The following is a 17,079-nucleotide window of genomic DNA, read 5'->3' on the forward strand; positions in this document are numbered from 1 at the left end:
GTTAACCCTATCGCCCCGTCCCGACACTCGTGTATCCCGGTCACAGGATTCACCTACCCCGTAAGGAGGTTGACGATTACTCTCCGAATCCAACTGATTCCAGGGCGAGTTGGACAAGAGGGGTAGAAATGGGCCTCTCTGAGCCACTGTCGGGTTCGATGGTCACGGCCAGTGACGCGGCGGACCCGCGCAAGCCTGCGGCGATCACGGGCGTTTCGCCGTCCGGCAGGCCCAGGGCCCGGGGCTGCGCGGCGGGACGCAGCAGCCACAGTTGGTGTGCGCGGCCTTGGAACGGCGCCCCGAGCCCGGTGACGCGCCACGGACGCCCGGGGCGGCCAGGACGTGGGTGATCTCACGTAAGGAGCGTCCGGGTGCGAGGGGGGCGCGCTCTCGCTGACTGGCGCCCGCGGGGGCGGCTCCTGCTCCGTCGCGCGTACGGCGCCCTCGCCCGGCGGTGGGCCATCCCGCGCCCGGTTCGCGTCGCGCCTCACGCGGTGGCGCCCAGGCAGTCCCGCAGCCGCAGCAGTCCGTCCCGCATCCGCGTCTTGACGGTGCCCAGGGGCACGGAGAGGCGCAGGGAGACTTCCCGGTACGTGTAGCCGTCGTAATAGGCGAGGACCACGGCCTGGCGCTGGAGGTCGGTGAGGCGGCGCAGGCAGCGGCGCACCCCCTCGCGCTCCAGGTTGTCCTCGACCGCCTCGGCGACCTGGTCGTAGGCGGGCCCTTCGCCGCGCTCGGCCACGCGCCGTTCGCGCCTCCTCGCCGCGCGGACGCTGCGTACGCGGTCCACCGCCCTGCGGTGGGCGAGCGTGAGGATCCAGGAGAGGGCGCTGCCGCGCGCCGGATCGAAGCGGGCCGCCGTACGCCAGAGTTCGAGCAGCACCTCCTGGACGACCTCCTCGGACTGGGCGGGGTCGCGGAGCACGCGGCGGACCATGCCGTAGACCGGCCCCGACACCTGGTCGTACAGCTTCTCGAACGCCTGCTGGTCGCCCCGGGCGATCAGCGGCAGCAACGCGTCGGACTCCATGCGCGTCCCCTCCCCCTCTTCCCGCCCGGGCGGCTCACGCCGTCCCGGCCGGGGTGCCGCGCTGTGCGGTCGCACCGGGATTCGGGGCGACAGAAGGCACCGGATTGGGAACGAGGCCAATCCGCCGGGCCCTTCGGCCCGAATGGGGTTCGTCAGGCGGCTCGCGCGCACCGCGCGGGGTCGCGCGAAGGACAGTAAGGACGGACGCGATGACAGCTATCGCCAGGAGTGGGTCGGGGCGCCGCGGCAAGCGCGGCCTGGCCGCGCTCGTGTGTGGCGCGCTGGCCGCCGGGGGGCTCGCAGCCGCCGGCGTGACGGCACTGGCACCGGAGGCGGCCGACGCCTCCAGCCACCGGGAGGCCCCGCTGATCTCGGGGCAGCCCCAGTACGACACCACGGACGTGTACGCGTTCGTGAGCCCGGACAAACCCGACTCCACGACGATCGTGGCGAACTGGCTGCCCTTTGAGGAACCCACGGGCGGGCCGACCTTCTATCCGTTCGCCGATGACGCGCAGTACGACGTCCACATCGACAGCGACGGGGACGCGCAGGGCGACCTCCTCTACCGGTGGACGTTCGACACCCGGACCAAGAACGGCGACACGTTCCTCTACAACACCGGGCCCGTGACGAGCCTCGACGACCCCGACCTGAACGTGACGCAGACGTACGACCTGGAACTGCTGCGGCTCAAGGACCAGAAGGTCACCTCGACGACGAAGCTCGCCGACGACGCGCCCGCCGCACCGTCGCACGTCGGCAAGGCGTCCATGCCGAACTACAAGAAGCTGCGTGATCAGGCCGTCAAGCAGGTCAAGGGCGGCGGCTCGACGTTCGCCGGACAGGCCGACGACCCGTTCTTCGCGGATCTGCGGGTGTTCGACCTGCTGTACGGCGGCGACCTGTCGGAGGTCGGGAACGACACCCTCAAGGGTTACAACGTGAACTCCGTCGCCCTTCAGGTGCCGACCTCCGAGATACGGCAGTCGGCGAAGCAGCCCACCGTCGGAATCTGGTCGACCACCCAGCGCAAGAACGCCAACGGCAAGTGGTCCCAGGTCTCGCGGCTCGGCAATCCGCTGGTCAACGAGGTCGTCGTGCCGCGGAAGGACAAGGACAAGTTCAACGCGTCCTCGCCGTGGAACGACGCGGACTTCCTGAAGTACGTGACCAAGCCCGAGCTGCCGAAGCTCCTGGAGAAGATCTACAAGCTGAAGGCGCCCGCCGAACCGCGCAACGATCTCGTGTCGGTGTTCCTGACGGGCGTGAAGGACCTCAACCAGCCGCCCGGCGTCAGGCCGGCCGAGGCGCTGCGGCTCAACACGTCCATCAAGCCCGCGGCCACGCCCAAGCGGCTCGGGGTGCTCGACGGCGACAACGCCGGGTTCCCGAACGGGCGGCGGCTCGCGGACGACGTCATCGACATCGAACTGCAGGCCGTCGAGGGCGAACTCATCGGGAACAAGAACGACTTGGGTGACGCGGTGAACGCCAATGAACAGAAGTTCGGCGACACCTTCCCGTACCTGGCGCTTCCCACGTCCGGCTCCCGGGGCCCGCTGGCCAAGGGCGGCGGGGGCAGCGGCACCTCGGCGCGCGACGCGCTGAACGGCGGTGCCGCGCCAGGCGGTCCGGCGTCCGGCGGCGATGACACCGACGCCGTGCTGATCGCCTCGGCGGCCGCGGGTGCGGCAGGGGTGCTCCTTGTCGGGCTCGGGCTCGCGTGGTGGCGCAGGCGCGGCCCCTCCGGGATCGCGGGCTGAGCCCGTTCCCCGACCGGCGCGGCCCGCACCTATCCCCCTGCGGGCCGCGCCCTCTTCCTTCTTCCCGGCTCCGCAACTCCTTCCGGAAGGTTCCGTGATGGCACTGCCTCGTCCTGTCGGACGGTCCGTCGTGGCCGCCGTCGCTCTCGCGCTCGCGATCACCGGGGGCGCCGTCGTGGCCGGCGGCGAGGACGGTCCCGACCGGTCGCCGTCGTCGTCCGCCGCCGTGGCGCCGGGTGCGCTGCGGGGCGCCGATCTCGATCGTGGCGTCGAGGCGCTGCAGTCCCACCTGCGGGACCAGCCCGAGGACTTCGGAGGGTGGGCGACGCTGGGGACCGCCTACGTCGAGCAGGCCCGTACCCGGGGTGACCCGTCGCGCTACCGCGAGGCGGAGCGCGCTCTGGACCGCTCCCTCGAACTGCGGCCCCGCAATGACGCGGGGCTCGCGGGGCGGGCGGCGCTCGCTGCCGCCCGCCATGACTTCACCGGGGCGTTGCGCCACGCGGAGGCCGCGCTGGAGGTGAACCCCTACAGCGAGGGCGCGCTGGCCTCGCGGATCGACGCGCTGGTCGAGCTGGGGCGGTACAAGGCCGCCGCGCGGGCCGCTGACGAGGCCGATGCCCGGCGGCCCGGGGTGCCGGTGTTCACGCGGTACGCGTATGTGCGGGAGCTGCGGGGCGATGTGGCGGGGGCCCGGCGGGCGCTGACGCAGGCTGTCGGGACCGGCTCGGGGGCCGGTGGGGATCTCGCCTATGTCACCACCGCCCTCGGGCAGCTCGCCGGGCGGCAGGGCCGGTACGGGGAGGCGCTGAAGCAGTGCGGCACGGCGCTGCGGGCCGACGCCACGTATCTTCCGGCGCTGGAGTGCCGGGCTCGGGCCTGGGCCGGGCGGGGCGAGACGGAGCGGGCCATACGGGCGCTCCGGGACGTGGTGGCGAGGGCGCCGTTGCCCGGACCGCTGGTCGCGCTGGGCGAGTTGTACGAGGCGCGGGGCGGGCCGGGTGACAAGGCGAAGGCCCAGGAGCAGTACGCGCTGGTGTCCGTCTGGGTGTCGCTGGCCCGGGCGAACGGGGTGAACGCGGACCTGGACGCGGCGGTCGCGCTGACCGACCACGGGGACCGGGACGAGCGCAAGGCGGCGCTGCGGGCGGCACAGGCGGAGTGGGGACGGCGCCACACGGTCCACACGGCGGACGCGCTGGCCTGGGCCCTGCACGTCGACGGCCGCTCCGAGGAGGCGCTCCCGTACGCCCGCAGGGCCACGGCCACCGGCTTCCGTGAGGCGTCGTTCCTGTACCACCGGGGTGTGATCGAAGGGGCGGCCGGTAACGCGGCCGCCGCCCGGCGCTGGCTGTCGGCGGCGCGGGACCTGAACCCCGGGTTCGCCTTGCCGACGGAGGAGCGGTGAGGCGGCGCGCCCTCGCTCACGGGGGTGTCCTGCTCGCGGGTCTCGCTCTCCTGCTGCTGCCCGCCGCCGAAGCGCACGCCCATCCGTTGGGGAACTTCACCGTCAATCGGTACGACGGACTCGTGGTGGGCCCCGGGCAGGTGCGGGTCGACCACGTCGAGGACCTCGCCGAGATCCCGGCCACTCAGGCCATGTCCCGCATCAAGCGTGTGGGCATGGGGAGTTGGGCCACCGAGCGGTGTGCGGACGCCGCCCGTGACAGCCGGATCCGGGTGGACGGGCGGGCGACGGAACTCCGCGTGCGGGAGGCGAGGGCGGTCACCCGGGACGGGCAGGCCGGCCTCCCCACCCTGCGCGTGGAGTGCGAGCTCGGTGCCCCGCTCCCCCGGGGCACCGAGCTCGCGGCGCGGTTCGAGGCCCCGGGAGACGCGGGTCCGGGGTGGCGGGAGGTCACGGCGCGGGGGGACCGGATGACCTTGCGCGCGTCCGACGTACCGGAGGCGTCCGTGTCGAAGCGCCTCACCCGCTACCCGGAGCGGCTGCTCGACTCACCGCCGGGCGAGGACGCCGCCACGCTGCGGATCGCTCCCGGGGGCCCCGCGCTGAGCGAGGAGAAACCGGAAGCGCCCGCCTCCGTGCTGCCGCGCGGGGCGGACCGGTGGACGCAGGCCCTGACGGGACTCGTGGCGCGCCACGACCTCACCCCCGGCTTCGCCGGACTCGCCCTGGCCATCGCCCTGTTGCTGGGCGCGCTGCACGCGATCGCGCCGGGGCACGGCAAGACACTGATGGCCGCGAGCGCCGCCGCCAGGGGACACGCATCCGTGCGGGACGTCCTGCCGCTGGCCGCGTCGGTGACCGTCACGCACACTCTGGGCGTGACCGCGCTGGGAGTGCTGGTGGCCGGGGGCTCGGCCGCCGCCCCGTCGGTCATCGCCTGGCTGGGTGTGGTCAGCGGCGTGCTCGTCACCGGGGCGGGGGCGCTGCTGCTGCGCAGGGCGTGGCGGCGGCGCGGGCACCCACGTCACCACCACCATCACCAACACCAACACCCGCACGAGCACCCGCACGAGGCGCCGCCCACGGTGCGCGGCGCGCTCTTCCTCGGCTTCGCGGGCGGCCTGGTGCCCAGCCCCTCCGCCGTGGTCATGCTCGTCGGCGCCGCCGCGCTCGGCGAGGCGTGGTTCGGGCTGCTGCTCGTCCTGGCGTACGGGGTGGGGCTCGCCGTCACCCTGACGGCCGCCGGGTTCCTGGTGGTGCGGGTCGGGTCCCTCGCCGGGCGGCGGGTGCGCGGGCCGCGGTGGCTGCACCGGGCCACGCATCGGTTCCTGCCGTTGGGCTCCGCCTTCGTCGTGGTGGCCCTTGGGTGTGGATTGGTGTTCAAGGGGGCCGCAACCGCGCTCGGTTGAGGTAATTTTGTGGAGAATCGCACTGCTGCGGATGGGGGACGCCCGTGAGCGCGAACGAGCGTGTGATCGCGGGGCGCTACCGCCTGCTCGCCCCTTTGGGCGAGGGCGGCATGGGCACGGTCTGGCGGGCTCGCGACGAAGTCCTGGGCCGTGAGGTCGCGGTCAAGGAGGTACGTGCGCCGGCCGGGCTGCCGGCCAGCGAGGTCGACCGGTTGTACGCCCGCCTGGAGCGCGAGGCGTGGGCCGCCGCGCGTATCCCGCACCGCAATGTGGTGACGGTCTATGACGTGGCGAGCGAGGACGGGCGCCCGTGGATCGTCATGGAGATCGTGCGGGGGCTCTCGCTGTCCGATGTCCTGGACGCGGAGGGGCCGATGGCGCCGCAGCGGGTCGCCCGCATCGGTGCCGAGGTGCTCGCCGCCCTCCGCGCCGCCCACGACGCCGGGGTACTGCACCGCGATGTGAAGCCCGGCAACGTACTCATCGCGAACGACGGCCGGGTCGTGCTCACCGATTTCGGGATCGCCATGGTGGAGGGGAGTTCGGCCCTCACCATGACGGGTGAGGTGGTCGGCTCGCCCGAATTCCTGGCCCCGGAGCGGGCGTTGGGACAGCGGCCGGGGCCGGAGTCCGATCTCTGGTCCCTTGGGGTGCTGCTCTACGCGGCCGTCGAGGGCAGTTCGCCGTTCCGGCAGGACACCCCGCTGAGCACGTTGCGCGCGGTCGTCGACGAGCAGCTGCCGCCGCCCCGGAACGCGGGTCCGCTGGTCCCGGTCATCGAGGGGCTGCTGCGCAAGGACCCCGCCGCCCGGATCTCCGCCGCCGAGGCCGAGAACCAACTGCGGCTCGTCGCGGCGGGCGGCACACCGCAGGTGGCGACGCCGCTGCCGTACATGCCGACGGTGACGTCACAGCAGCAACAGCAGACACCCTCGCCCTATCCGCCGTCTCCGGGCGGGCAGGAGCCCGTCGTCACCACGACCACCACCGTCCCCCCGACCCGCTCACGGCGCACGGCACTTGTCCTCACCGCGGGCCTGGTCGCGCTCGCGCTCGCGCTGGGCGGACTCGTGTACGCCCTGGTCAACCGCGACGGCGGCGGAGGGGGCGGCAACAACAGCGGCGCGTCGGAGGGAAGCGGGAGCGACGGCGGGGGGACCGGCGACGGCGGCTCTGACGGCGGCACGGACGGTGGCAGCACATCCGGCGGCAACGACGGCGGAGGGTCGGGCGACGGCGGCGGCAGCGACGGCGGCTCCACCGGCGGGGGCTCCACGGACGGCGGCGGAGGCGGCGGCAACGACGGCGGTGGCGGCAACGGCGGTGCGACCACGCACCCGGCGCAGTCCGTCAAGGTCACGGTCACCGGTGCGAACACGCAGTACAGCGGCGCCTGTCCGCCGGGCGCCGGGCAGGCCCCGGCGTTCACGGCGACCTTCACCGTGGGGCGGGTCCCCGTCACCGTCGACTATCGCTGGGTGACCAAGTCCGGGGAGCCGAGCGACGCGGGCTGGAAGACGCTCGGCTTCGCCTCCGGCGGCGGGAAGACCAAGCAGGTGCATCACACGGAGACGGTCGACGGGGAGCCGGGCTCGACCCATCAGAACGAGATCAGCGTGGAGGTGCGCAGTCCGGTGAAGGCCGACTCGAACGCGGTCGCCTACTCCGTGACGTGCGAGGAGGAGACCCCGACGGGCGGGGTCTCCTCCTATGCGCCGAACGAATAGGGCCGGACGAACAGGGCCGGACGGAGCGGGTCAGGGACGGAGCGGGTCAGGATGCCGCGGCGCTGAACACGGGGAGGTAGCCGCCGGACTGGCCCGCGGCCTTGGGGTGGTAGGACTCGCCGATGTTGGTCCAGTTCACGCTGTGCAGCCACGCGTCGCCGGAGCAGATCTCATGGCCGCTGAAGGTGGAGGTCACATCGCCGAAGGTGAAGCCGTGGTCGGCGGCACGCTTGGCCGTCGTGGAGTTGAGGAAGTCGGCGGCGCTGTTGATGGCACTGCGTTCCTTCTCGGAGAGGCCGGCGAGGCAGCCGCCGCCGAGCTTGTAGAAGCGGGGGTATCCGAGCACGACCACCTGGGCGGCCGGTGCCTTGGCGCTGATCGCCGAGTAGACCCGGTCGAGGTTGCCGGGCAGCGTCGTCTCGACGTAGCTGCGCGCCTGTGCGATGCGCGCGAGGCAGTTGCTCTCGGACTGGAGCACGCAGGTCGTCATGACGTCGGCGAAGCCTGCGTCATTGCCGCCCACGGAGAGGCTGACCAGGCCCGTTCCGGAGTTGAGCGGGCCGAGTTGGCCGGCCACGACATCACCCGTACGAGCGCCCGAGCAGGCCGTGAAGTTGAAGCTGGAGGGTGAGTTGGCGGCCGCCCACAGTGCGGGGTACGCGCGGGGGGTGCGCTTGCAGTTGCCGCTTCCGCTGTCGTAGGCGCCGGCTCCGACACCGGACGAGTAGGAGTCGCCGAGCGCCACGTAGCCGGTGGCCGCGGCCTGCTGGTCGGATCGCTGGTCCGCTTGAGCCGCTGTGGCCCCGGTGAGGGCGAAGGCGGTGGCGAGGAGGAGTGAGGAAGCGTATGCCGTGAATCGGGACAATCTCATGGAACCTCCCTTAGCAGGATTTCTGCCTCGACTGTGGTACCACTCCCCTCAGGGCGTCGATAGTGTTCATGTCAATAAGTTTCCCGGCAATTCCCTTGCTCACGCCGGGAGTTCCGCTCGGGTTCAAGGGTGTATCTGCGAACATCTGCACACTCCCTCCGCATCTTGACGCGCTGCCGCAGACTGCGCGACATTGAAGCCCGGCATCCGGCGCTTCGGGGGGCAAAGTCGCCAATGCAGACGATCAGGATCAAGGCACCTTCATCAGACACCGGGCGCGAGCCCGGGGAGCGGCCAAGACGCCACGAGGACGCGCCCGCGCTGCTCGCGGGCACGGCGGTGGCGGTGGGCGCGGTCGGCGCGATGCTGGCGCTCACGGACATCGATTCGCCGCTGCGCGCGCCCTTCACCCTGTTCTTCCTGCTGGCCGCCCCGGGCGCCGCGATCGGCGCCGCCCTCAAGGGACTTGACCCATGGGGCCGGATCATTGCTTCCGTTTCCGGGGCCGTCGCGGTCAACCTGTTGGTGGCCCAGGCGATGCTGGCCCTCCACATGTGGTCGGTGCGCGGCGGGGTGGTCACCATCACCGTGATCGCGTCGCTCATCCATCTGCTGGTACTGGTACGGCGACTGAGACGCCGTACCCCGACGAGGCGGACCTCCTGACGTGGACATCACCGTGCACCGCCCCGGAGAACTCACCGCCGCGGACCGGGTGGCCTGGACGGCGCTGCAGTCCAAGGCCCACCTCAACGGCGCTCCGGAGCTGGGCAATCCCTTCCTCTCCCCCGAGTTCACCCTCGCGGTGGGCCACTGGCGGCGCGGGGTGCGGATCGCGGTCGTACGCGAGGCCGGTGAGCCCGCGGCGTTCTTCCCGTTCCAGAGATCCATCACCGGCGTCGGCCGGGCCATCGGCCTCGGCGTCTCGGACTGCCAGGGCCTCGTGCACCGGCCCGGCTTCACCTGGGACGCCCGGGAGCTGCTGCGGGCCTGCGGGCTCGCGATGTACGAGTTCGACCATCTGGCCGGCGGCCAGGGGCCGTTCGAGGCGGCCGCCTCCGGCTCCTTCGCCTCCCCCGTCATGGACATCGACCAGGGGTACGAGGCCTATCTCGCCCAGCTCAAGGCGAAGTCGCCGAAGTTCACCCGCACGACCCACGCCAAGGAGCGCAGGCTCAGGCGCGACCACGGCACCGTGCGCTACGTGCACGACGAACGCGATCCCACGGTCCTTCGCACCCTGATGGAGTGGAAGGCCGCCCAGTACCGCAGGACCGGCCGCAGCAACCGCTTCGCGCAAGCCTGGATCACCCAGCTCGTGCACCAGCTCTTCCACACCAGGTCCGACCAGTTCGCCGGCCTGCTCTCCGTCCTTTACGTGGACGATGTGCCGGTCGCCGCGCACTTCGGGCTGCGCTCCGAGCGGATCATCGGGCAGTGGTTCCCGGCCTACGACCCGGCGTTCGCCAAGTACTCCCCCGGCCTGATCATGCATCTGCACATGGCGGAGGCGGCCGCCGCCGACGGCATCGCGTACCTCGACCTCGGTCGCGGCCAGAAGCAGTACAAGGACTCCCTGAAGACACGCGAACTCACCGTGTACGAGGGGTGGGTGGCTCTGCGCCATCCGGCGGCGATCGGCCATCGGGCGCGGCGCGCTCCGGCCAGGGCGCTGCGCAACACCGTCTTGTCGAGACCGGAATTCTTTGAACCGGCCGACAAGCTGCTGAAACAGGTGGGAAAAATACGATCAAGAAAGAAGGAATAAAGACCGAAGACAGGAACAGGGCGCTCCATTTGTGCCCGCCAAGACTGGCCAAATCATCGAAAACGTGAGGCCACGTTCCAGGTCTTGCCATACGGTCTCAATCATCAATACCGTCTTACATCCACCCGCATCGGTCCATCACGCAATGCGATCTAGGGGAGGGCTCAAGATCGCGGTGGTTCCGGCGCGGGGCGCGGTAGGGGGGTGCCGTGCTCGGCGACTGAATTCTTGCCGGGTCACGTCCCGCGCGATGCCAGCTCACTCGGCATGTACGGAGATCTATTTCGTCATGCGCAAGTGACAACCCCCCTTTCGAACCGGATACAAAGCCGGACCGCCCGGGGGTGGGCGATCCACCGGACGAGAGGGATCAGACTCATGAGTTCTGTTGTGCGCCCGGCCACCGAGCCGGGCCCAGATCCATTGGACAAGCCGACACTGTCCGCCGCCTACCGGCCGATTTCCTCACACCTGGCGATCACTCCGCCGGTGAGCGTCGTGATTCCCGCCATGAATGAGGCGGAGAATCTTCCCTACGTTTTCAAGACACTTCCCGACTGGGTCCACGAGGTCGTTCTCGTCGACGGGAATTCCACCGATGACACCGTGGCGGTGGCACGCGAACTGTGGCCGGACGTGAAGGTCGTGAGACAACTCGGCAAGGGGAAGGGCGACGCCCTGATCACCGGATTCGAGGCGTGCACCGGCGACATCATCGTGATGGTCGACGCGGACGGCTCGGCCGACGGTCACGAGATCGTCAGCTATGTCTCCGCCCTCGTCTCGGGCGCGGACTTCGCCAAGGGATCACGCTTCGCCAACGGCGGCGCCACGGACGACATGACACCGATCCGCAAGCTCGGCAACCACGTCCTGTGCTCCGTCGTGAACGCCAAGTTCGGCGCCCGCTACACCGACCTGTGCTACGGCTACAACGCCTTCTGGCGGCACTGCCTCGACAAGATAGAGCTCGACTGCACGGGGTTCGAGGTGGAGACCCTGATGAACATCCGGGTGGTCAAGGCAGGGCTCAAGGTGCAGGAGATTCCCAGCCACGAGTATCTGCGCATCCACGGCGTCAGCAATCTCAGCGCCGTGCGCGACGGTCTGCGCGTCCTGAAGGTGATCCTCACGGAGCGCTCCAACCGCCGTGGGCAGCGCCGCGGCTCCCGTGGTGTCCCCTTCCGCACGCGTCAGGGAGAGGCGTCTTGAGCGGTCCCCACCACCACGGGGGAGGCACGGTCGCGGACATCTCCGTCGTCATCTGCGTCTACACCGAGGACCGCTGGGAGGACATCCTCGCGGCGGTCGCCTCGGTGCGGGCGCAGTCCCTGGCGGCGCTTGAGACGCTTCTCGTGGTGGATCACAACGCCTCGCTCCTGGACCGCCTCGGCAAGGAGTACAAGGAGACCGAAGGGGTGCGTGTGCTCGCCAACGCGGGCCCCCGCGGCCTCTCCGCGGGGCGCAACACCGGGATCGCCGCGTCCGGCGGCGAGATCATCGCGTTCCTCGACGACGACGCCGTCGCGGAGCGGGACTGGCTGCGCCACTTCGCCGAGGGGTACGCCGACCCCCTGGTCTTCGCGGTGGGCGGGCGCACCATGCCGATCTGGGAGTCCCGGCGCAGGCCCGCCTGGTTCCCCGAGGAGTTCGACTGGGTCGTCGGCTGTACGTACAAGGGGCTGCCCGAGGGGCGCGTGCGGGTGCGCAACGTCCTGGGCGGCAACGCGTCCTTCCGCCGCAGCGCCTTCGAGGTGGCGGGCGGCTTCGCGACCGGCATCGGGCGTGACGGCGACAAACGTCCGCTGGGCTGCGAGGAGACGGAGCTGTGCATCCGCCTCACCCGCGCCAGGCCGGACGCGATCCTGCTCATCGACGACCGCGCGGTGATCCACCACCGCGTCCCCGCGGCGCGGGAACGCTTCCGGTACTTCCGCACGCGGACGTACGCGGAGGGCCTGTCCAAGGCGCTCGTGGCCCGTAGTGTCGGGGCGGAGAAGGGCCTTGAGTCCGAGCGGCGGTACGCCACGCGCGTCCTGCCGGCCGGTGTCGGGCGCGGGCTGCGGGACGCGCTGCTTGCCCGCCCCGGCGGCGCGGGCCGCGCGGGGGCCATCGTGGCGGGCGTGGTCACGGCGGCCGGGGGGTACGTCCTCGGGAGCGTCCGTGCCCGCAGGGCAGGTGCCTCGTTCTCGGTCGTGGAGATCGGGACGGGCGCGGACGGTGAGGGGGCTGCGGCATGAGGACGGCACCGATCGGCCGAGGGGGGCCGCCATGAACGCCTCCGTGCCGATACTCATGTATCACTCGATCGCGCATGAACCGACCCTGGAGACACGGGATCTGTCGGTCTCTCCGGGTGCGTTCGCCGAGCAGCTCGAACTGCTCGGCGAGCGGGGGTTCACGCCGCTGACCACGGCCGGGCTCGCCGCGATCTGGCGTACGCCCGGCCGCGCGCTGCCCGCGCGACCCGTCCTGATCACCTTCGACGACGGCTACGAGGGCGTGCACCGGCACGCGCTGCCGGTGCTCGCCAAGCACGGCTTCGCCTCGACGCTCTTCGTCTCCACGGGCTGGCTGCGCGGGGCGCACGACACCGGCGGCGGGCTCGACGTGATGCTCGACTGGGACCAGGTGCGCGAACTGGCCGCGTCGGGCACGGAGATCGGCGGGCACAGCCACACGCACCCGCAGCTCGACCAGCTGGACGACGACGACCTCTGGTCCGAGCTGCTGCGCTGCAGGGAGATCGTCACCGACGAACTCGGCACCCGCCCCGCCTCCTTCGCCTACCCGTACGGCTACTCGAGCCGCCGGGTGCGCAACACGGTGCGCGGTGCCGGATTCTCCCAGGCGCTCGCGGTCGGCAACGGCCTCGCGCGGCGCGCCCAGGGGCCGTACGCCCTGCAGCGGGTGACCGTGCGCCGCTCCACCGGCATCGAGGAGTTCGCGCGGCTCGTCGAGGGCCGTTCGATCGCCCTCAACTTCGCAAGGGACCGTGCCCACACCAAGGGGTACGCCGTGGTCCGCAGAGCACGACAGGCCCGCCGGAAGGCAACTCGTACCCGTGTCTGACACGTCGACCGCCCAGGCAGACGTCTCTGGGACTCCCGGCACCGAACAGCAGCCGACGTCCGGCAAGTCGGGCAGGCCGCGCAGACTGCGCCTGCCCGGCGGCGGTTCGGGCGGTTCGGGCGGCTCCGGTGGCGGAAGCCCGCTGTTCCGCAACGCCTACGCGCTGATGCTGAACACCGGCATCTCGGGTGTGCTCGGTGTCGGCTTCTGGCTGGCCGCCGCTCGCTACTACTCCGAGTCGGCGGTCGGCCAGGGCTCGGCGGCGATCGCCGCCATGAAGCTGCTCGCGGGGCTCACCGCCCTCACCCTGACGGGGGCCCTCGCCCGCTTCATCCCCATCGCGGGGCGCGCCACCGGCAGGTTCATCTTCCGTACGTACGCGGCCAGTTCGGTGATCGTCGCGTTCGCCGCGCTGATCTTCCTGTTCACGCTCGACCTGTGGGGACCTTCGTACAAGTTCCTGCACGGCCCGCTGAACGGCCTCGGCTTCATCGCCGCGGTCATCGCCTGGTCGCTGCTCACCCTTCAGGACGGAGTACTGACCGGGCTGCGCAGCGCGCTGTGGGTGCCGGTCGGCAACACGATCTTCTCGATCGTCAAGCTGGGGCTGCTCATCGCGGTGGCCGCCGCGATCCCAACGGCGGGCGTCTTCGTTTCGTGGGTCGCCGCGATCGCCATGTCCGTCGTCCCGCTCGGCTGGCTGGTGTTCCGCCGGCTCGTGCCACGGCACGTGAAGGCGACCCAGGACAAGACCAAGCCGCCCACACTGCGCGAGATGGGCCGCTTCCTGGCCGGCGACTACACGGGCTCGCTGTTCTCGCTCGCCGTGGTCTATCTCGTGCCGGTGCTCGTCGCCTCGCAGGTCAGCTCGGTCGACAACGCGTACTTCTACATCGCCACCACGATCGGCGGCACGGTCAATCTGCTCGCCATCAACATGGGCGCCTCGCTGACCGTCGAGGGCGCGCACGACCCGGCGCGGCTCGCCGCGAACACCCGGGCCGCGCTGCGCCGCATGGCCCGCCTCATGCTGCCGGTCTGCGGCCTGCTCTTCATCGGCGCGCCCTACGTCCTGCGGGTCTTCGGCCAGGAGTACGCGGACGCGGCGACCCCGCTGTTGCGCTGGTTCGCGGTGGGCGCGGCGTTGCGGGTGGTCATGGAGACGTACTTCGCGGTGCAGCGCGCGCAGAGCCGTACGTCCGGGATCGCCTGGATGCAGGGCCTGTTGTGCTTCCTGGTGCTCGGCCTGACGTTGCTTCTGCTGCCGCGGATGGGCCTGACGGGGGCCGGCGTCGCGGAGATCTGCAGCCTCGCGGTGATCGTGGCGATCGCGGCGCCGAAGCTGTACCGGGTGGCGCGGGGGGCGGGGCCGTCCGCGCCGGACGGCGGCGGGGCGCCGGACGGCGATCTCGCGGATCTGGGTGCGCCCGAGGACGCGCCGGTGCCCGACGCCGGGGAGGCGGACCGGAAGAAGGAGCGGCGGGGGCCCGCCTGGGCGCTGCGCGAGTCGCTCGACTCGGACACGCTGCAACTGGCCGTGCAGCCCGACTTCGAGCACCCGGAGCGCAGACCCGACATGCGGCCGGGGCCGGGGACCCCCGCCGCCGGGACGCCCACTTTCATCGCCGCGGCGGGAAGGCCCGGGGGCGGGAAACCCGCGGGCACGGGGGACGAGGGGGACGACATGGAGCACCGGCCGACCTGGGCACTGAGAGCACCGCTGAAGACACCCGAGCCCGACGACTCCGAGGCTGGCGGGGCTGCCGACGACCCCGAGGATGTCGGGGCCGTCGAGGATGAAGCCAAGGCGGGTGCCGAGGACGCGGCGGCGCGGCCGTCGCCGCTGTCCTCCTCGGTGTCCTCTTCGGTGTCCTCCTCGGTGTCCTCTTCGGTGTCCTCCGCCGTCACGCCGCCCGCCGAAGAACCGGCCACGGCCGTGCGCACGAGCGAGGCACCGCCCGAGCACGTCGGCGAACCCGGACCGCTCCCCCGCCGCCGCACCGTCTTCATGGCGCTGTTCCTCGCCCTCGCGCTCGCCCTCTACTGGCTGCCCGCCCTGGACATCACCGAGGCCGACCTGGACACGATGGGCGGGCTCGGGCTCATCTCGGTGCTGCCCACGGCGACCCTCCTCGGGGCCGCGCTGCTCGTCGTCGCCTTCGCCTCGCTGCTCTGGGCGGAACGCCCGCACCAGGCCCTGCTCCTGGTGACACTGCTCGCCACGGTGGTGTGCCTGCACGCCCTGCCCGCCGTCCTCGAGGACGAGCCCCGGTTCGCGACGGCCTGGCAGCACCTGGGCTTCATGGAGTACATCGACAGGACCGGCTCCGCGGTGCCCGACCTGGACGCGCGCTGGAGCTGGCCCGGGTTCTTCGCCGCGGCCACGTTCGTGGCGAAGGCGTGCGGAGTCTCGGACATGACCGAGGTGATCCGCTGGTGGCCGCTGGCCATGCAACTGCTCTACCTGGCACCGATGCTCCTGCTGGTGCGCTCCATGCGGGCGTCGTGGCGCGCCAAGTGGGCCGGTGTGTGGATCTTCGCGCTGAGCGGCTGGGTCGGCCAGGACTACTTCTCCCCGCAGGGCTTCACGTATCTGCTCTACCTGGTGTTCGTCGCGGTGCTCCTCGTGTGGTTCCGCGCACCGCACGTGCTGTGGGCCAAGCGGCGCCCGGGTGAGCTGGAGGTCGAACCCGCCGACCGGCACCGGCGCGCCGTGCTGCTCGTGGTCCTGATCGCCCTGTTCGCGGCGACGGTCCCGGCCCACCAGCTCACGCCGTTCGTGATGCTCGGCGTCCTTGCCGTGCTCGTCATGGTGGGCCGCTCGGAGCTGCGCGGCCTGCCGATCCTCTTCGCGGTCCTGGTCGCCGTCTGGGTGGGCTTCCTCGCGGAGCCGTACTGGTCGGGGCACTTCGACGAGCTGTTCGGCGGGCTCGGCGGCGTCGGCGGCAATGTGTCGTCGTCGGTGTCCGGCCGGATCGAGGGCGGCAGTTCGACCCATCAGCTCGTGCTGTACGCCCGCGTGGCGCTGGCCGGCGGTGTCATGGCGTTCGCCTGCTGGGGCTGGTGGCGGCGGCGTGAGCACAAGTACACGGAACGGTCGCTGCTCGTCCTGACCTTCGTCCCGTTCCTGGGCTTCGGCATGCAGTCGTACGGCGGCGAGATGGCCCTGCGGGTCTTCATGTTCGCGCTGCCCGGCGCCGCGCTCCTCGCCGGTCTCGCGCTCTTCCCGCGCGCGGGCATCACCGCGAAGGAGCGGGACCGCGACCGGGTGAGTCTGGCGCCCCTGGCCGCGCTGATGGCGGGTCTCGTCCTGATGGGCGGCTTCCTGGTGGCGCGCTGGGGCAACGAACCCTTCGAGCGGACCCGGGCCGGCGAGGTCGCCGCGATGGAGTTCGTGTACGAGCACGACGACCCGACGGTGCGGCTGCTGTGGATGAGCGACGACACGCTCAACAACGTGACGCCCGCGATGCCTTGGGGCGCACGGGACATGGAGAAGGTCCAGTACGTCCCGACCCTCGCCCCGGCCGATCCGGTCCTGGTGTCCGGCCTGGTGAAAGCACTCAAGGACGCGGGACCCCACTCGTATCTGATGATCAACAAGAGTCAGACGGTCTATCTCCAGATGGACGTGGGTTACTCCGGCACCTGGGACACCCGGTTGCTCACGAACCTCGACAACCGCCAGGAACTGAAGAAGGTCTTCACTAACGACGACGCGACCCTCTACACGCTGCGCAAGCAGCCGGACGGCAAGGTCGAGAAGGCCGAACCGGGCCCGATCGGCCCGCAGGTCACCTGGACGCCGTGGTCCGTGATCGGCGCCCTCGCGGCGATCGCCGTGGTCCTGCTGCTCCTCACGCGGGAGGTCGTGCGGGTGGCGGTGGAGCCTAGCGTGCGGCAACTGCGCTGGCTGCAGAGCAGTTTCTGGTTCTCGCTGCCGTTGCTCGCGGTGCTGCTCGCCTCGCTGGTCCAGCGGTTCCTGACGATGGTGTGACGCGCCTCGCGGCGGGGAGTGTGTGGCTGAG

13 protein-coding genes are annotated in these 17,079 nt (G+C 71.4%); 10 read left to right on the top strand and 3 right to left on the bottom strand.

What is annotated here, in order from left to right; genetic code table 11:
- Positions 1-76: 76 nt before the first annotated feature.
- Together ACWGIH_RS15870 and sigK are read right to left on the bottom strand one after the other, a co-directional pair.
- The gene (locus ACWGIH_RS15870; protein WP_453445221.1) at positions 77-271 is read right to left on the bottom strand and encodes an anti-sigma factor domain-containing protein; all 195 of its coding nucleotides are present in this window, start codon (positions 269-271) and stop codon (positions 77-79) included.
- A gap of 216 nt (positions 272-487) precedes the next feature.
- A complete protein-coding gene (gene sigK / locus ACWGIH_RS15875) occupies positions 488-1,030 on the bottom strand; it encodes an ECF RNA polymerase sigma factor SigK (RefSeq protein WP_453445120.1) in 543 nt (180 codons plus the stop codon).
- A gap of 209 nt (positions 1,031-1,239) precedes the next feature.
- Between sigK and ACWGIH_RS15880 the strand changes: the two genes are divergently transcribed.
- The 4 genes from ACWGIH_RS15880 to ACWGIH_RS15895 all read left to right on the top strand — a co-directional run bounded on the left by ACWGIH_RS15880 (position 1,240) and on the right by ACWGIH_RS15895 (position 7,340).
- The gene (locus tag ACWGIH_RS15880; RefSeq protein WP_453445122.1) at positions 1,240-2,796 is read left to right on the top strand and encodes a DUF4331 domain-containing protein; all 1,557 of its coding nucleotides are present in this window, start codon (positions 1,240-1,242) and stop codon (positions 2,794-2,796) included.
- Positions 2,797-2,893: 97 nt separating this feature from the next.
- The gene (locus tag ACWGIH_RS15885) at positions 2,894-4,204 is read left to right on the top strand and encodes a tetratricopeptide repeat protein (protein ID WP_453445124.1); all 1,311 of its coding nucleotides are present in this window, start codon (positions 2,894-2,896) and stop codon (positions 4,202-4,204) included.
- Positions 4,201-5,613, top strand: coding sequence for an urease accessory protein UreH domain-containing protein (locus ACWGIH_RS15890; protein ID WP_453445126.1), 1,413 nt, complete (start codon positions 4,201-4,203; stop codon positions 5,611-5,613). The genes ACWGIH_RS15885 and ACWGIH_RS15890 overlap by 4 nt, the downstream gene beginning before the upstream one ends.
- A gap of 110 nt (positions 5,614-5,723) precedes the next feature.
- Entirely contained in the window at positions 5,724-7,340 is a 1,617-nt protein-coding gene (locus ACWGIH_RS15895) for a serine/threonine-protein kinase (RefSeq protein WP_453445223.1), read from the top strand.
- A 46-nt stretch (positions 7,341-7,386) separates the two neighbouring features.
- Here ACWGIH_RS15895 and ACWGIH_RS15900 read toward each other — a convergent pair whose 3' ends face one another.
- A complete protein-coding gene (locus ACWGIH_RS15900) occupies positions 7,387-8,211 on the bottom strand; it encodes an SGNH/GDSL hydrolase family protein (RefSeq protein ID WP_453445128.1) in 825 nt (274 codons plus the stop codon).
- 234 nt (positions 8,212-8,445) lie between these two features.
- Here ACWGIH_RS15900 and ACWGIH_RS15905 point away from each other — a divergent pair, with 234 nt between their 5' ends.
- The 6 genes from ACWGIH_RS15905 to ACWGIH_RS15930 all read left to right on the top strand — a co-directional run bounded on the left by ACWGIH_RS15905 (position 8,446) and on the right by ACWGIH_RS15930 (position 17,048).
- The gene (locus tag ACWGIH_RS15905) at positions 8,446-8,877 is read left to right on the top strand and encodes a hypothetical protein (RefSeq protein ID WP_453445130.1); all 432 of its coding nucleotides are present in this window, start codon (positions 8,446-8,448) and stop codon (positions 8,875-8,877) included.
- Position 8,878: 1 nt separating this feature from the next.
- Positions 8,879-9,979 (top strand): GNAT family N-acetyltransferase, encoded by a 1,101-nt coding sequence (locus tag ACWGIH_RS15910; protein WP_453445131.1) that lies wholly within the window; start codon positions 8,879-8,881, stop codon positions 9,977-9,979.
- 378 nt (positions 9,980-10,357) lie between these two features.
- On the top strand, positions 10,358-11,191 hold the full coding sequence (locus ACWGIH_RS15915; protein ID WP_453445133.1) for a glycosyltransferase family 2 protein: 834 nt from the start codon (positions 10,358-10,360) through the stop codon (positions 11,189-11,191).
- Positions 11,188-12,219: a glycosyltransferase family 2 protein gene (locus ACWGIH_RS15920; RefSeq protein ID WP_453445134.1), complete on the top strand. Its 1,032-nt coding sequence runs from the start codon at positions 11,188-11,190 to the stop codon at positions 12,217-12,219. The genes ACWGIH_RS15915 and ACWGIH_RS15920 overlap by 4 nt, the downstream gene beginning before the upstream one ends.
- A 31-nt stretch (positions 12,220-12,250) precedes the next feature.
- The gene (locus ACWGIH_RS15925) at positions 12,251-13,051 is read left to right on the top strand and encodes a polysaccharide deacetylase family protein (RefSeq protein WP_453445135.1); all 801 of its coding nucleotides are present in this window, start codon (positions 12,251-12,253) and stop codon (positions 13,049-13,051) included.
- Complete coding sequence (locus ACWGIH_RS15930; protein ID WP_453445136.1) at positions 13,044-17,048, top strand: lipopolysaccharide biosynthesis protein; 4,005 nt, start codon at positions 13,044-13,046, stop codon at positions 17,046-17,048. The genes ACWGIH_RS15925 and ACWGIH_RS15930 overlap by 8 nt, the downstream gene beginning before the upstream one ends.
- The last annotated feature ends 31 nt before the right edge of the window (positions 17,049-17,079 follow it).

Source organism: Streptomyces sp. NPDC054872, assembly GCF_053610705.1.

What these genes read in the sequence shown, in the direction of transcription:
- ACWGIH_RS15900 (WP_453445128.1), bottom strand. Translation starts at nt 8,211, where the DNA reads ATGAGATTGTCCCGATTCACGGCATACGCTTCCTCACTCCTCCTCGCC.
- ACWGIH_RS15880 (WP_453445122.1), top strand. Translation starts at nt 1,240, where the DNA reads ATGACAGCTATCGCCAGGAGTGGGTCGGGGCGCCGCGGCAAGCGCGGC.
- sigK (WP_453445120.1), bottom strand. Translation starts at nt 1,030, where the DNA reads ATGGAGTCCGACGCGTTGCTGCCGCTGATCGCCCGGGGCGACCAGCAG.
- ACWGIH_RS15915 (WP_453445133.1), top strand. Translation starts at nt 10,358, where the DNA reads ATGAGTTCTGTTGTGCGCCCGGCCACCGAGCCGGGCCCAGATCCATTG.
- ACWGIH_RS15905 (WP_453445130.1), top strand. Translation starts at nt 8,446, where the DNA reads ATGCAGACGATCAGGATCAAGGCACCTTCATCAGACACCGGGCGCGAG.
- ACWGIH_RS15925 (WP_453445135.1), top strand. Translation starts at nt 12,251, where the DNA reads ATGAACGCCTCCGTGCCGATACTCATGTATCACTCGATCGCGCATGAA.
- ACWGIH_RS15885 (WP_453445124.1), top strand. Translation starts at nt 2,894, where the DNA reads ATGGCACTGCCTCGTCCTGTCGGACGGTCCGTCGTGGCCGCCGTCGCT.
- ACWGIH_RS15895 (WP_453445223.1), top strand. Translation starts at nt 5,724, where the DNA reads ATGGGCACGGTCTGGCGGGCTCGCGACGAAGTCCTGGGCCGTGAGGTC.